This window comes from Buttiauxella cochleicola (assembly GCF_021283185.1).
GTDB classification, from domain to species: domain Bacteria; phylum Pseudomonadota; class Gammaproteobacteria; order Enterobacterales; family Enterobacteriaceae; genus Buttiauxella; species Buttiauxella massiliensis.
This window is the reverse complement of record NZ_JAJSOS010000002.1, coordinates 481,714-496,121: the sequence shown is the minus strand read 5'-3', so window position 1 is coordinate 496,121 and position 14,408 is coordinate 481,714. Positions and strand designations below refer to the sequence as shown.

The 14,408-nt window shown below is 53.6% G+C and carries 15 protein-coding genes; 1 reads left to right on the top strand and 14 read right to left on the bottom strand.

Annotation, left to right across the window (positions count from 1 at the left end; genetic code table 11):
* Positions 1-21: 21 nt before the first annotated feature.
* The 13 genes from paaY to paaA form a co-directional block, all read right to left on the bottom strand.
* Positions 22-618, bottom strand: coding sequence for a phenylacetic acid degradation protein PaaY (paaY, locus tag LVQ76_RS05275; protein ID WP_232921157.1), 597 nt, complete (start codon positions 616-618; stop codon positions 22-24).
* Positions 619-627: 9 nt separating this feature from the next.
* Positions 628-1,560 carry a phenylacetic acid degradation operon negative regulatory protein PaaX gene (gene paaX, locus LVQ76_RS05270; protein ID WP_232921172.1) on the bottom strand — a complete coding sequence of 311 codons (933 nt, stop codon included), beginning with the start codon at positions 1,558-1,560 and terminating at the stop codon, positions 628-630.
* 158 nt (positions 1,561-1,718) lie between these two features.
* Positions 1,719-3,035: a phenylacetate--CoA ligase PaaK gene (gene paaK, locus LVQ76_RS05265; protein WP_232863729.1), complete on the bottom strand. Its 1,317-nt coding sequence runs from the start codon at positions 3,033-3,035 to the stop codon at positions 1,719-1,721.
* A gap of 22 nt (positions 3,036-3,057) precedes the next feature.
* A complete protein-coding gene (gene pcaF, locus LVQ76_RS05260) occupies positions 3,058-4,266 on the bottom strand; it encodes a 3-oxoadipyl-CoA thiolase (protein ID WP_232921156.1) in 1,209 nt (402 codons plus the stop codon).
* Positions 4,263-4,688, bottom strand: a complete 426-nt coding sequence (gene paaI, locus LVQ76_RS05255) for a hydroxyphenylacetyl-CoA thioesterase PaaI (RefSeq protein ID WP_232863727.1) — start codon at positions 4,686-4,688, stop codon at positions 4,263-4,265. Before paaI ends, pcaF begins: the two co-directional genes overlap by 4 nt.
* Positions 4,678-6,162 carry a 3-hydroxyacyl-CoA dehydrogenase PaaH gene (gene paaH / locus LVQ76_RS05250; protein WP_232921155.1) on the bottom strand — a complete coding sequence of 495 codons (1,485 nt, stop codon included), beginning with the start codon at positions 6,160-6,162 and terminating at the stop codon, positions 4,678-4,680. The genes paaI and paaH overlap by 11 nt, the downstream gene beginning before the upstream one ends.
* The gene (paaG, locus tag LVQ76_RS05245; protein WP_232863725.1) at positions 6,162-6,947 is read right to left on the bottom strand and encodes a 2-(1,2-epoxy-1,2-dihydrophenyl)acetyl-CoA isomerase PaaG; all 786 of its coding nucleotides are present in this window, start codon (positions 6,945-6,947) and stop codon (positions 6,162-6,164) included. Before paaG ends, paaH begins: the two co-directional genes overlap by 1 nt.
* Positions 6,948-6,949: 2 nt before the next feature.
* Positions 6,950-7,717 (bottom strand): 2,3-dehydroadipyl-CoA hydratase PaaF, encoded by a 768-nt coding sequence (gene paaF / locus LVQ76_RS05240; RefSeq protein ID WP_232863724.1) that lies wholly within the window; start codon positions 7,715-7,717, stop codon positions 6,950-6,952.
* On the bottom strand, positions 7,717-8,784 hold the full coding sequence (gene paaE / locus LVQ76_RS05235) for a 1,2-phenylacetyl-CoA epoxidase subunit PaaE (protein ID WP_232903547.1): 1,068 nt from the start codon (positions 8,782-8,784) through the stop codon (positions 7,717-7,719). Before paaE ends, paaF begins: the two co-directional genes overlap by 1 nt.
* A 7-nt stretch (positions 8,785-8,791) precedes the next feature.
* Positions 8,792-9,292 (bottom strand): 1,2-phenylacetyl-CoA epoxidase subunit PaaD, encoded by a 501-nt coding sequence (gene paaD, locus LVQ76_RS05230; RefSeq protein ID WP_232863722.1) that lies wholly within the window; start codon positions 9,290-9,292, stop codon positions 8,792-8,794.
* Between the two features lie 10 nt (positions 9,293-9,302).
* Positions 9,303-10,058: a 1,2-phenylacetyl-CoA epoxidase subunit PaaC gene (gene paaC, locus LVQ76_RS05225; protein ID WP_232921154.1), complete on the bottom strand. Its 756-nt coding sequence runs from the start codon at positions 10,056-10,058 to the stop codon at positions 9,303-9,305.
* 8 nt (positions 10,059-10,066) lie between these two features.
* Entirely contained in the window at positions 10,067-10,354 is a 288-nt protein-coding gene (gene paaB / locus LVQ76_RS05220; RefSeq protein WP_232863720.1) for a 1,2-phenylacetyl-CoA epoxidase subunit PaaB, read from the bottom strand.
* Between the two features lie 55 nt (positions 10,355-10,409).
* A complete protein-coding gene (gene paaA / locus LVQ76_RS05215) occupies positions 10,410-11,327 on the bottom strand; it encodes a 1,2-phenylacetyl-CoA epoxidase subunit PaaA (RefSeq protein WP_232863719.1) in 918 nt (305 codons plus the stop codon).
* A gap of 286 nt (positions 11,328-11,613) precedes the next feature.
* On the opposite strand from paaA, the gene paaZ reads away from it, so the two are divergent.
* Positions 11,614-13,644, top strand: a complete 2,031-nt coding sequence (paaZ, locus tag LVQ76_RS05210) for a phenylacetic acid degradation bifunctional protein PaaZ (RefSeq protein WP_232921153.1) — start codon at positions 11,614-11,616, stop codon at positions 13,642-13,644.
* Between the two features lie 62 nt (positions 13,645-13,706).
* Here the strand turns inward: paaZ and LVQ76_RS05205 are convergent, their stop codons facing one another.
* Positions 13,707-14,342, bottom strand: coding sequence for a carbonic anhydrase (locus LVQ76_RS05205; RefSeq protein ID WP_064518959.1), 636 nt, complete (start codon positions 14,340-14,342; stop codon positions 13,707-13,709).
* Between the last annotated feature and the right edge of the window lie 66 nt (positions 14,343-14,408).

Below are 14,408 nucleotides of genomic sequence, written 5' to 3'. Positions count from 1 at the left end.
GACTACACTTCCCTATTATTCTTAATTGTTGGGTTTTACACTGTAACCCGCACCAACCGTTTTTTCGTGACGGTTTGGCTCAACTTCGCGCAGCGGTTCAACCTGGTGCATCGTTTGCTGGCAGCGGATTACCAGATCCTGATACTCACGTGTTCCCTGCTTTTTCCACTCAATCTCATCCGCTCGCAACTCGCGAACCACTTTTGCCGGACTGCCGAGGATCATCTGGTTGGCGCCAAACTCGGCCCGTGCTTTAACAAAAGCGGCAGCGCCGACAATACTGTTCTCACCGATCTGCGCCCCATCAAGGATCACCGCATTCATGCCGACCAGCGCATTTTTGCCAATTAAGCAGCCGTGCAGAATTGCACCGTGGCCGATATGCCCGTCTTCTTCAACCACTGTGTCCTGTTCGGGGAAACCGTGCATCACACAGTTATCTTGTACATTCGCCCCATCTTTGACGATGATGCGCCCAAAATCGCCACGTAAACTGGCATTCGGGCCGATATACACGCGATGGCCAAGAATCACATCACCAATCAGCACCGCCGTTGGATGTACGTAGCTATCTTCAGGTACCACGGGGATGAGTCCATCAATTTGATATACGGGCATAATTTCTCCTTACGGCTTCAGGCTGAGTCCACCAAAACGCTGGAAATAACCGCTTCCCGGCTGTGGCAAGTCTCCTACTGAGGTTTCACCATGTTCGCTAACAAAAGCCAGTGCCCCTGGTGCAACACGCTGATAAATGTTGATACACAGCTGGCGGGCGCTTTGCCCCAGCCAGTGCGGCGGCAGTAATTCATCAGGAAGCAATGGGTCTTTCAGCACGACGCGGCGGTAGAAATGGATAAGCAAAAGTTGAATCTGGAAGCAACGTAGCGGTGTAAGTTCGCTTGCATCTGCCTCACGCAATAACGGCAACAACGGGCGAAACGAGTTTATAAACTCGCCATAACGCTCGTTTTTATCGGTGAGTAACCAGCACTCTTCCACGCGGGCTTTGAGTGCGGTTTTGGAAGTTTGAAGCGGTGAACTGGCTTCAAAACAGATAACGTTATCCGCCACACCGGCTTCATGCAGTAGATTTTGTACATCGGCAAGATTTTGCGAAGGCGATGCCATCAGACTTGGGGCCAGTGTGCCAAACCCTTGCCAGATAAGCTGATTTTTCACTTGTTGCAGCGTGCTTTTTTCAAGCCCTTCAGAGAGCAAAAGCAGCCACTTACCGTCCCATTCAGGTTGCCCCGCACGGTAGATTTTCGCTTCCGCCCGGCGAGTCATGCGCTGGCCCATTTCTGTCAGGCGATAAAAACTACGCCGCCCTACGCGCTCCACATCCAGCCAGCCCTCTTTATTAAGTCTGAACAGTGAAGTACGGACAAAACGCTCACCAAAACCCAGCGACTCAAGCATTGTGGCAAGGCTTCCGAGCCAGATTTCACCGCCGCGATGCGCCAGCGCATCACCGTATAAAGAGACGATCAGTGACGTTCCGCTTATAGGAACGGCACTGACCGCCTGCTCTATAAACTGTTCCAGTTTGTTGTTCATCATCTTCCAGAAATTCCGTGTTTAAAGCTCATTACCAAAAACATAGCATAAGAAAGATAATAAAAATCATGTCACTAACAATGTGATTCACATTTTTGTATTTATAGTTTTTTATGGAGTGCATGGCGGATAAGCACTGTGCCACCCGCCATTGTCTGTTATTGGTTCGCAGCCTGGCGTAAATCACAAACGCGAGTCGCTTTTCCTTCCGAACGAGGCAAACTGCCGCAATTCACAATGCTGATATCGGTTGAAATCCCCACCATCGACTTAATTTGGTGGCGCAACTGGTGGCATACGGAACAACGCTGTTCATGGCTTAAATGCAAACTGCTCTCTTTGAGCTCAACTTTCACTGCAAGCGTATCGAGATGGCCATCGCGATGCACTTCCAATTGGTAATGTGGTGCCAGGTGCTCGAACTTCACGATTTCCTCTTCCAACTGCGATGGGAACACATTCACACCACGGATGATAAGCATGTCGTCTGAGCGCCCGGTGATGCGGTCCATGCGTCGCATGGTTCGGGCTGTTCCTGGCAGTAAACGCGTCAGGTCGCGAGTACGATAACGAATCACCGGCAGCGCTTCTTTGGTCAGCGTAGTGAACAGCAACTCGCCCTGCTCGCCATCGTCGAGCACAGCACCGCTTATCGGGTTAACGATTTCTGGGTAGAAATGATCTTCCCAGATTGTCGGCCCGTCGGTGGTTTCCAGGCACTCCATCGCCACGCCCGGGCCCATCACTTCTGACAGACCGTAAATATCCAGCGCGGTAATACCGAGGCGGCGTTCAATTTCCCGGCGCATCGCATGGGTCCAAGGTTCTGCGCCAAATACACCGACGCGCAGCGAACAATCGCGGGCATCGCCCCCCATCTGGCGCTCCAGCTCTTCAATCAGGTTCAGGCACCATGATGGCGTGACCATAATCATGTCGGGGCGAAAATCGCGGATCAGTTGCGCCTGCTTCTCAGTTTGCCCACCGGACATCGGAATAACGGTCGCCCCGAGGCGCTCAGCGCCATAATGCGCGCCCAGCCCGCCGGTAAATAGCCCGTAACCATAAGCGATATGAATTTTATCTTTCGGCGTACCGCCAGCCGCACGTAGCGAACGGGCGACAATATCGGCCCAGGTATCAATATCTTTCTGTGTGTAGCCGACTACCGTAGGTTTCCCGGTAGTGCCGGATGAGGCATGAATACGTACAACCTGCTCCATTGGCACAGCGAAAGTGTCGAATGGATAGTTGTCGCGCAGATCTTGTTTAGTCGTGTAGGGAAAAAGCCGAATGTCTTTCAGCTCTTTAAAATCATCAGGATGCACACCCACCGCATCAAATTTGCGTTTGTACATCGGCACATTGTTATAAGCGTGATTAAGAGTCCATTTCATTCGCTGCGTTTGTAAAGCCTGCAGCTCATCAACTGACGCGGTTTCAATCGGTTCCAGCTTTGTAGTAGAGGTTATCATTATAGGATACTCGCAGGGTTGATTAGCTCACACGCTCAAGGATCAGGGCAATGCCCTGGCCAACACCGATACACATCGTACACAGGGCATAGCGCCCTTTGCGGCGATGAAGTTCGTGGCTGGCGGCAAGCGCCAGTCGGGCTCCACTCATACCTAACGGATGGCCTAACGCAATCGCACCGCCGTTGGGGTTAACATGTGGGGCGTCGTCAGGCAGCCCTAACTGTCGTAATACCCCCAAAGCTTGCGCGGCAAAGGCCTCGTTCAGTTCGATAACATCCATATCGTTGATGGAAAGCCCTGCGAGCTCCAGCACCTTGCGGGTTGCGGGAACTGGCCCAAGGCCCATCAATCGCGGCTCAACGCCTGCGGTCGCCATCGCCACAATGCGTGTTTTCGGCGTTAAACCGTGGCGCTGTGCAGCGGACGCACTGGCGATAATCAGCGCGGCGGCACCGTCGTTAACACCGGATGCATTCCCTGCCGTAATCACGCCGTTTTGGCGAAATGGCGCTTTCAGTTCATTCAGTTGTTGCAGCGTTGTTTCCGGGCGCGGATGTTCGTCTTCGCGAATCTCAGTCACCACACCTTTTTTACCCTTGAGCTGCACAGGCACAATTTCCTGCGCCAGAATGCCATTTTCGCGAGCGAGCTGTGCACGTTGCTGGCTGCGCCATGCAAAAGCATCTTGATCGTCGCGGCTTATATTTAACAACTCCGCTACATTCTCTGCCGTTTCTGGCATGCTGTCAGTACCAAAGTGTTCAGCCATGAGCGGGTTCACAAAACGCCAGCCAATCGTGGTATCGAACATTTGCGCCTGGCGCTGAAACGGTGTGTTGGCCTTGCCCATCACGAATGGGGCGCGTGACATCGACTCCACGCCGCCGGCAATCATCAGTTCGGCATCACCCGCTTTAATGGCACGCGCCGCCATGCCTAACGCATCCAGGCCGGAGCCGCATAACCGGTTAATCGTGGTACCGGAAATAGCCTGTGGCAGCCCGGCGAGGAGTGTCGCCATTCGCGCCACGTTACGGTTATCTTCCCCTGCCTGGTTGGCGCAGCCGAGAATCACATCGTCTACTGCATTCCAGTCAAGGTTCGGATAACGAGCCATCAGTTCTTTAAGCGGGATCGCGGCAAGATCATCGGCACGAACTGACGAGAGTGCGCCGCCGTAACGGCCAATGGGCGTGCGTACCCCGTCACAGATAAAGGCATCTTTCATAATTTGGCTCCGGATAATGTTGTGCCAATACGGTGCGAACGCCCGCGAAACAGGGCGATTGTTTTCTCATCCTGATTGATAATTTCAATGTCGTAGACGCCGGTTTGTTTCCCCTGAGTACGCACCTGAGCTGTCGCCGTCAGCACATCACCTGCTTTTCCAGGTCGAACGAAATCGATACTGCAACCGGAAGCCACAGCTGCCAGACCCTGACTGTTGCAGGCATAGGCAAACGCAGTATCAGCCAGCGTAAAAAGTTGTCCGCCATGACAGGTTTTGTGGCCGTTAAGCATCGCGTCGGTGATGGTCATCGTCAGGCGTGCAAACCCTTCGCCCATTTCCTGAATCTCAATTTCCATCTGCTGCGCACAGTTGTCGCGAGCGTACATTTCCCGGGCATTCGCCCATGCATTAGTGCTCATGTTGTGTCTCCAGAAGTGTGCGTTGGCGCAGCAGTGACGTTGGGCGGTAACGTTCCTCGCCGTAATGTTGTTGCAGATTTTCCAGCAGGCGCAGCACCTGTTGCCAGCCGAGTTCAGCCCCCCACGTAAGCGGGCCGTGAGGATAATTCACCCCAAGGCGCATCGCGGTGTCGATATCCTCTTCACTGGCGACACCCTTTTGTGCAGCATCGGTCGCTTCGTTTGCCAGCATCGCTACAGTGCGCCAGACCAACATTCCAGGATAATCACTGATTATCAGTACCTGTTTGCCCTGCTGCTGGAAGAAATGAACCGCTTTGGCGGTCTGTTGCACGGTGTTACTGGCTGCGGCGGCCAGCACAATCAATGGCGAGCGCTGCCAATCATTAACCAGGTCAAGCAGCACTACCGGGCGCTGCAAGCGTTTAGCCAGTTGAGTCGCTGTTTCGCCTTGCGTTACCTGCACCAGAACATCGTCCAGTTCAAGATAAGAATCAGTGACACTGTCACTAGAATGATGATTGTTCAGCCATGCTGCGTAACCATGGCGCCGGATGTCCTGTGCACATGACTCAGCGGTTTCTACGGGCTGGTAAGGTAATGATTCGTTGAGTGGCCAACTGTAAACCCCCTGCCCAGTTTTCTTGCCAAGGCGCTTACCAAATACCAGCTCCTGCTGGATAAGCGACGGTAAAAAGCGGCGCTCTTGCCAGAAACCGTTGAACACCGAACAGGTCACGGCAAAGTTCACGTCCTGGCCAATCAAATCAGTTAACGCCAGCGGCCCCATCGGAAACCCGCCGCAGTCGCGCAGCGCCGCATCAATCACGCCAGCCGGAGCCACCTGTTCCTCCAGTGCGCGCCAGGCCTCTGCATAAAATGGGCGCGCCACGCGGTTAACGATAAACCCAGGTGTTGAGTGGCAACGCACCGGTTGTTTCCCCCAGCGCAATGCCAGCTCAGTCAGGCTCTCCAGCACCGCCGGCGCGGTTTCCAGTCCACTCACCACTTCCACCAGTTTCATTACTGGTGCCGGGTTAAAGAAATGCAGCCCTGCCACGCGTTGTGGTTGTGGAATGCCACTGGCAATCGCAGTAATGGAAATCGACGATGTATTGCTGGCAAAAATCGCCTCTGCTGAACAGAACTCTGCTAGCTCTTTGAAGATTGCCTGTTTGATGTCGATTTGTTCGGCTGCGGCCTCAATGACCAGCGCCGCATCCGCCAGTTCACTGATGCTTTGTGCGGCGTTTAAACGGCTTTCAACGTCATGCTTTTCGGACGCCGTCAGTTTGCCCTTAGCCATACGGGCACTCAGTGCTGTGGCAATTGCGTCAATGGCACGCGCCGCTGCGCCGGGTTGAATATCGTAAATTCTGACCTGATGCCCAGCCTGAGCGGCAACCTGCGCAATGCCAGCCCCCATGGTGCCGCCGCCAATCACGGCAATAATTGATTGTGGTGTCAGCATCATCATTTCCCCTTAAACACCGGTGTGCGTTTAGCCAGAAATGCCGACACCCCTTCGCGGTAATCTTCGCTACGCCCGGCCAGGCGCTGGTAATCGCGCTCCAGATCCAACTGCTGCGAGAGCGTATTTGTTTCGGAAGCGTTCAGTGCCTTCTTCACCAGTCCCAGACCAAAGGTTGGCTGGCTGGCAAAATGCACGGCGAGCTGGCGAGCGGTATCGTTGAGTGCTTCATCATCAACTACTTGCCAGATCATGCCCCACTGCAAGGCTAGCTCGGCGCTAAGTTTGTCACCCAGTAACGCCAGCCCCATGGCCCGCGCACGTCCGGCAAGGCGCGGCAAATACCAGGTACCGCCGCAATCAGGAACGAGGCCTAATTTGCTAAAAGACATAATGAAGTTTGCCGAACGTGCAGCAATCACCATATCGCAGCCCAGTGCAAGCGTTGCCCCGGCCCCCGCGGCGACACCGTTTACCGCGGCAATAACCGGTTTTGGTAATGCGGCCAGGCGCTTAATCAGCGGGTTGTAGAAATTCTCAACCGAAGTGCCTAAATCTGGTGCAGCTCCGCTTGGGTCAACATTGCGGTCATTGAGATCTTGTCCGGCACAAAACGCACGGCCCGCGCCAGTTATCAGCAGGCAGCGAATGGTGTCGTCACGTTCGACTTGCGTCAGCACATCGGCAAGCTGGCGGTGCATTTCGTCATTAAAACTGTTCAGGCGCTCCGGGCGGTTTAAAATCAGTGTCATCACGCCGTTTTGCACATCGCTAACAATGAATGTCATGGTTATCGTCCTTTAAACGCAGCGGGTCGTTTTTCGAGGAATGCAGCAATGCCTTCCTGGCGGTCTTCGGTGGCTGCAAGCAGCGTGAAAAGCTGCCGTTCGTGAGTTAAGCCCTGGCTGAGTGACAGTTCATGTGCCTGGCGCAACGCCGTTTTCGCCGCCTGTAATGCCAGCGGCGCATGTTGTGCGATGCGGGCCGCCAGCTTCTCGCTGTATTCAAGCGTTAACGCCGCAGGGCAGATATCTGCAACCAGTCCGGCTTGTAGCGCCTGCTGCGCGGTGATGGTTTCGCCCGTCAACACCATTTTGTAGGCCAGCGCTTTGCCGACACTACGAATCAAACGTTGCGTGCCACCCGCACCAGGCATAATGCCGAGGGTGATTTCCGGTAGGCCAAAGCGTGCGTTGTCACCCGCGATTACGATGTCGCACAACATCGCCAACTCGCACCCTGCGCCTAGTGCATAACCATTTACAGTTGCGAGTAACGGCTTGTTAAAACGTTCGATACGCGCCCAAAGCTGTGGCCTTGGATCGTTAAGCGTGGCGGGCATATCACGGCTCGCCATCTCCTTTAAGTCAGCACCGGCAGCAAAAAAACGCTCGTTGCCGGAAATAACCACCGTGCCAATACTTTCGTCGTTTTGAGCACTTTCCAGTGACAGGGCAATTTGCTCGAGCAGTGAGTTGTTTAACGCATTACGCGCCTGCGGACGGTTTAACGTCAGCGTCAGTACGCGCCCGTTCAGGCTAACCAATAGTTCGCTCATCACAGCCCCTGCGCATCAAAGTCGAGCACCACGTCGTCACCTTTCGGCAGCGCCTGGCAACTAAGGATGTAACCCGCCGCCAGTTGATCTGGCTCGAGACTGTAATTGACACCCATCTCCACCTCTCCGCTCACCACTTTGCAACGGCAGGTGGCGCACACCCCGCCTTTGCAGGCGTATGGCAAATCCGCGCCCTGGCGCAAAGCCGCGTCGAGAATGCTTTCGTCATGGGAGTCGAGGGTGATTTTGCGGTCGCGTCCGTCCTGGCGAATCGTTACCATTTTACCTGCCGCCAGTTCACGGCGGCGCAAGCTCGGTGTAGAGCCTGGTGTGTTGAAGTGCTCGATAAAAATGTTTTCAGCCGCGACGCCCATCTCCAGCAGTGCCGCTTCAGTTTCTTGCATCATGCTTTGCGGGCCGCAAATAAAGGTACGGTTAAAGCCCTTTAAATTGAGCAAGTTGTCGCCCAGTGCTTTGATTTTTGCGCCGTCTAATCGCCCGCTGAGCAGCTCACTTTCCTGCACTTCCTGGCTGAACAGGTAGATCAGTTGCAAGCGTTGTGGATAACGGTCTTTCAAGTCGGCAAGCGCCTGGCGGAACATCATGCTGCGGCTACTGCGATTACCGTAAACCAGAGTCACGCGGCTATTCGTTTCGGTGGCAAGCGTGGCTGTGACAATCGCCAACATTGGCGTAATGCCGGAGCCGACTGCCAGCGCCAGATAATTACCCTCTGTTTCAGGCTGCGGCTGGTAGCCGAATGTTCCCTGTGGGATCATCACGTCCATCGCCATACCAGCCACCAAATCGCTCACCGCATATTGCGAAAAGCGCCCGCCGTCGATGGCTTTGACCGCCACACAGATTTCGCTGGGTTGCTCAGCGCGACAAATGGAATAACAGCGGCGTAACTCCTCGCCACCGAGGCGAGTTTTTAGGGTCAAATGCTGGCCAGGTTTGAAAGTAAAGTGCGTCTGTAACTCCCCTGGCACTTCAAAAGTGATGGCCACCGCTTCAGGAGTTTCCTGCTCAATGCGCGCCACCTTTAGCGAATGAAACGTTGTCATGGCTACCTCAAATACATTTAAAGTAATCAAAGGGTTCGCGGCAGCTGTCGCAGCGGTATAACGCTTTGCAGGCCGTGGAACCGAATTCGCTGATAAGCGAGGTGTGCAAACTGCCGCAGCGTGGACAAACCACGTCACCACTCACGGATGATGCGTGGCAAGCATGGCCCTGCGGTGGACTGATGCCATATTCACGCAGCCGCGTTTTGGCTGATGGCGTCATCCAGTCGGTCGTCCATGCTGGATGAAGCACCTGCTCGATGTGCACCGGGCGCAGCTGCGCGTCTTCCATCGCTTCATGAATTGCCGCCAGCAAAAAATCGGTTGCCGGGCAGCCGGAATACGTTGGCGTGAAACCGATGTGCCACCCGTCATCACGGTGGTGAACGCTGCGCACCATGCCCAGATCGGTGATAGTCAGCACCGGGATTTCCGGGTCGCTGATCTGCCCAAGGATGCGCCATACATCGCGGGTCTGCGCCGGTTCAACCACATCGAGAATTTGCATGTTTACCTCATTACCATTGCTGATTGGGGTATGCGCGTTGCAGGTACTGCATTTCTGCCAGCAGCGGGCCAAGATGCTCGGTATGAAGCCCCTGTTTGCCGCCGGTGCGATATTGCGCTTCTTGTGGCTTGACCAGTGCTGCATCCCTTAATCCGCCAAACACTTCTTCTTCCCACGCGGCTTTCAGCGTGCGTGGGTCAACGCCTATTCCCTGCTGTGCCAGCTCGATTTCCAGCTCATCGGCATGAAACATTTCGCCGCTAAAGCGCCACAGTTTGTTGAGCGCCTGCTGAATTTTTTGCTGAGAAACTTCAGTGCCGTTGCCCAGACGCACTAACCAACCACGGCTAAAGCGCAGGTGGTATCGCACCTCTTTGATGGCTTTCGCGGCAATTGCAGCCAGTTGGCGGTCGCGGCTTTGTGCCAGTTGGCTGAACAGTTCGACATGCCAGGCATCCAGCAGATACTGGCGTACCAGGGTGTCGGCAAAATCCCCATTCGGCTGTTCTGCCAGTAGTAAATTGTGGAACTCACGCTCATCGCGGCCAAAAGCCAGTTTGTCTTCATCAAACTGGTCGCCCTGAAGTTCGGCGGCGTAAGTCAGGAAATTGCGCGCCTGGCCGAGTAAATCCAGGCCGATGTTCGCCAGCGCGAGATCAATCTCCAGTTCTGGTGCATGCCCACACCAGGCACTTAGTCTCTGTGCCAGCACCAGGCTAGTGTCGCCAAGACGCAAGGTATAAGTGGTTAACGGGGAATTAGTCATGTCACGCCTCACATGTGCTCGATGCCATCAGGGATGGCGTAGAATGTTGGGTGGCGATAAATCTTTGTTTCAGCAGGGTCAAAGAAGGCGCCGCGCTCTTCGGGTTGTGAGGCGATGATTTCGCTCGCTTTTACCACCCAGATTGAGCAGCCTTCGGCTCTACGTGTGTAGGCGTCACGGGCGTTTTCCAGCGCCATTTGTTGGTCTGCGGCATGCAGGCTACCGACGTGGCGGTGCGATAATCCTTGTTTGCTGCGAATAAACACTTCGTATAATGGCCAGTGAACATTGCTCATAAATTGATCCTTCATATCTGATGTAAATGATGAATGACGCTAGCGCTTATCCACCCTACAAATTCTGTTTTTCTGCGTACGCCAGCGCCGCTTCACGAACCCATGCACCCTCTTCCCACGCTTTGCGCTTGGCGCTCAAACGCTCTTCGTTGCACAACCCGCGCCCGGCAATCACTTCGTTAAATTCATGCCAGTCGATTTCGCCGAATTCGTAATGCCCGGTGGCTTCGTTGAACGTAAGATCGCTATCCGGTACTGTCATGCCGAGCATTTCCACTTGCGGCACGGTGTTGTCGACAAAGCGTTGGCGCAGTTCATCATTGCCAAATCGTTTAATTTTCCATGCAAGGCTTTGGGCGCTGTTCGGGGAGTTGTCGTCGTTTGGACCAAACATCATCAATGCAGGCCACCAGAAACGGTTGATCGCGTCTTGCAACATCTGGCGCTGCTCTTCGCTACCCTGTGCCAGCACCATGCAGGCTTCAAAACCCTGGCGTTGATGGAAGCTCTCTTCTTTGCAGATCTTCACCATGGCGCGGGCATACGGGCCGTATGACGTGCGGCACAGTGCCACCTGATTTACGATCGCCGCGCCATCAACCAGCCAGCCAATCACACCGATATCGGCCCAGTTCAGCGTCGGGTAGTTAAAGATGGATGAGTATTTCATCTTGCCGTCGAGCATCTTCTGGTAGATGTCTTCTCGCGCGCAGCCCAGTGTTTCCGCCGCGCTGTAGAGATAAAGCCCGTGTCCGGCTTCGTCCTGCACTTTTGCCAGCAGAATTGCTTTGCGTTTCAGGCTCGGTGCGCGAGTCAGCCAGTTACCTTCCGGCAGCATGCCGACAATCTCAGAATGGGCGTGCTGCCCAATCTGTCGAATCAGCGTCTTGCGATATTCATCCGGCATCCAGTCCTGGGGTTCAATCGCGACTTCCTGTGCGATTCGCTCATCAAAACGGCGTAGTTCTGTCACGGCATCACCCTTTATGATTCAAAATTAATTAACTAAATACGGTTTTGTGAATCACTTGATGAGTTAAAGTTACAGATAAGTTAGACAAAACAGCAAAAATTACACGTATGCTTTGTGAGCGTTATCACGATAAATTTTCACAAACTCTTATTATTCAAATGAATGTGATTTCAGTGGCAACGACCACTAATCACATTGTTAATAAATTATTAAATTACACCTTGCTTTTTATGATTCACAAATCAAACATTAGTGTCATTAAACGTAATGCTTAACGAGGTGTTTGATGCAACAGTTAACAAGTTATCTGGCAGGCAATTGGGTGATGGGCCACGGCAAAGAACGTACGATAAATCATGCAATTAATGGCGAAGCTTTGTATCAAGTCACAAGCGAAGGGCTGGATATGGCACAGGCACGCCATTTTGCTATCGAGTCTGGAGGTGCTGCATTACGCGCCCTGACCTTTGTGCAACGTGCGGCGATGTTGAAAGCGGTGGCAAAACACCTGTTGGCAAACAAAGAAACGTTTTATGAAGTTTCTGCACAGACAGGTGCGACCCGCGCTGACAGCTGGGTTGATATCGAAGGCGGTATAGGCACCCTTTTCGCCTATGCCGGTATGGGAAACCGTGAACTGCCTGACGATGTGCTGTGGCCAGAAGATGAGATGATCCCGCTTTCTAAACAAGGTGGGTTTGCCGCCCGCCATGTGCTGACATCGAAATCCGGCGTGGCGTTGCACATCAACGCGTTTAACTTCCCTTGTTGGGGCATGTTAGAAAAACTGGCTCCGACCTGGCTTGCCGGAATGCCAGCCATTATCAAACCGGGTACCGCCAGTGCACAATTGACCCAGATAATGGTGAAATCCATCGTCGATTCTGGACTAGTACCGGAAGGTTCAATCAGCCTTATCTGCGGTGGCGTAGGTAATCTGTTTGAACTGCTTGATGAGCAGGATGTTGTGACCTTTACCGGCTCCGCCAGCACCGGACAAAAGTTACGTTGTCATTCAAATATTGTTGCCCGCTCTGTACCTTTCACCATGGAAGCCGACTCGCTTAACTGCTGCGTGCTGGGCGAAGACGTGACACCAGAACATCCTGAGTTCGCGTTGTTTATCCGTGAAGTGGTGCGTGAAATGACAGCCAAGGCCGGGCAAAAATGTACCGCGATCCGCCGTGTTATCGTCCCACAGGTTCAGTTGGAAAATGTTATTCAGGCGCTGAAAGCCAAACTAGAGAAGATCCAACCCGGCGATCCTGCGCAGGAAGGCGTGAAAATGGGCGCACTGGTTAGTCTTGAGCAGCGTGACGATGTGCAAAGCAAAGTGAATCAGTTGGTTGCCGCTGGTTGTCAGATTGTGATCGGTGGCAAAGCGGATAACTCTCGTCCCGGCGCCTTCTTCCCGCCAACGTTATTGCTATGCCAGCATCCAGGTGAAACGCCAGCGGTGCATGAACTCGAAGCGTTCGGCCCAGTTGCTACCGTGATGCCTTATCACAATTCAGAACACGCGATGGCGCTGGCACGTGCAGGCCAGGGTAGCCTTGCGGGAACGCTGGTCACGGCGAGTGGCGATATTGCGCGCCAGTTTGTTCTGGGGGCCGCCCGCGCTCACGGGCGCATTCAGGTGCTAAACCAAGAGTCATCCGTGGAATCTACAGGTCACGGATCGCCGCTGCCGATGCTGGTTCATGGCGGCCCTGGTCGCGCTGGTGGTGGCGAAGAGCTTGGTGGCCTGCGAGCAGTGAAACATTACATGCAGCGCACGGCGATTCAGGGCAGCCCATCAATGCTGGCGGCGGTAAGCAAACAGTGGAGTTACGGCGCGGCGGTGCATGAAAGCCCGGTTCACCCTTTCCGTAAGCATTTCGACGAACTGGAAATCGGTGAGAGTTTACTGACCGCGCGCCGGACCATCACAGAGGCTGATATTGTCAACTTCGCCAATCTGAGTGGCGATCATTTTTATGCTCACGTCGATAAAATTGGTGCGGCCGAGTCGTTCTTTGGCGAGCGTGTAGCACATGGCTACTTTGTGGTATCAGCTGCAGCGGGCCTTTTTGTTGACCCTGGTGTCGGGCCCGTAATTGCCAACTACGGTATGGAAAACCTGCGCTTTATCGAACCGGTGAAAATTGGCGACACTCTGCAAGTGCGGCTGACGTGCAAGCGCAAAACTGCCAAACCGCAAAAGAATGCGGAAGACAGACCGGTTGGTGTGGTGGAGTGGGCAGTTGAAGTGCTGAACCAGGATAAACAATCCGTGGCGCTCTATTCCATTCTGACGCTGGTTGCGCGTAGGGTTTAGCGGACCAACTGAAAACTTCCGCCCGGTTATTGCCCGTGGCGGAATTATTCATAAATGGCTAATTAAGACGCCGTTACACCAGGATTGTCTGATAACGAGATGAATTTCCCGCATTTGCTATCGAAAGCTTCAATACATCCCGATTCAATATCATAAACCCAGCCGTGAAGCGTGATGTTGCCCTTCGCAAGCGCTAACGCAACACAAGGGTGAGTACGTAAATTCCCCAGTTGAGCGATCACGTTTTGGTGCACCATGCCGTCCACGCGAGATTGGGTTGAGCTATGCTCTTCAGCTTCGTTAATGGCTTTTGCAGCATCTGCATAACGTAACCAATGGGCAACGGCTGGCATATGGTCAAGACACTGGCAGTTGGCGACAGCTGTCATTGCTCCACAGTCCGAATGCCCGCAAACCACGATGTCACGAACGCCAAGCGCCATCACCGCATATTCAACTGAAGCTGAAACACCACCAGGCTCAGGCCCGAACGGTGGCACAATATTACCCGCGTTTCGAATGACAAACAGTTCACCCGGTTCACGCTGTGTCACTAATTCAGGAACCAGTCGGCTGTCAGAACAGGAAATAAAAAGTGTTTTAGGATTTTGATTTGATGCGAGTTTTTTGAAGAGTTTGGAACGTTGCGGAAATGCTTCTTTCTGAAACCTCAAAAAACCGTCAATAACGTCTTTCATCGTAAGCCCTATATATCTTTTGTGCCGATATGATGCCACGCTGATAATGGCAGATCAATTAACTGT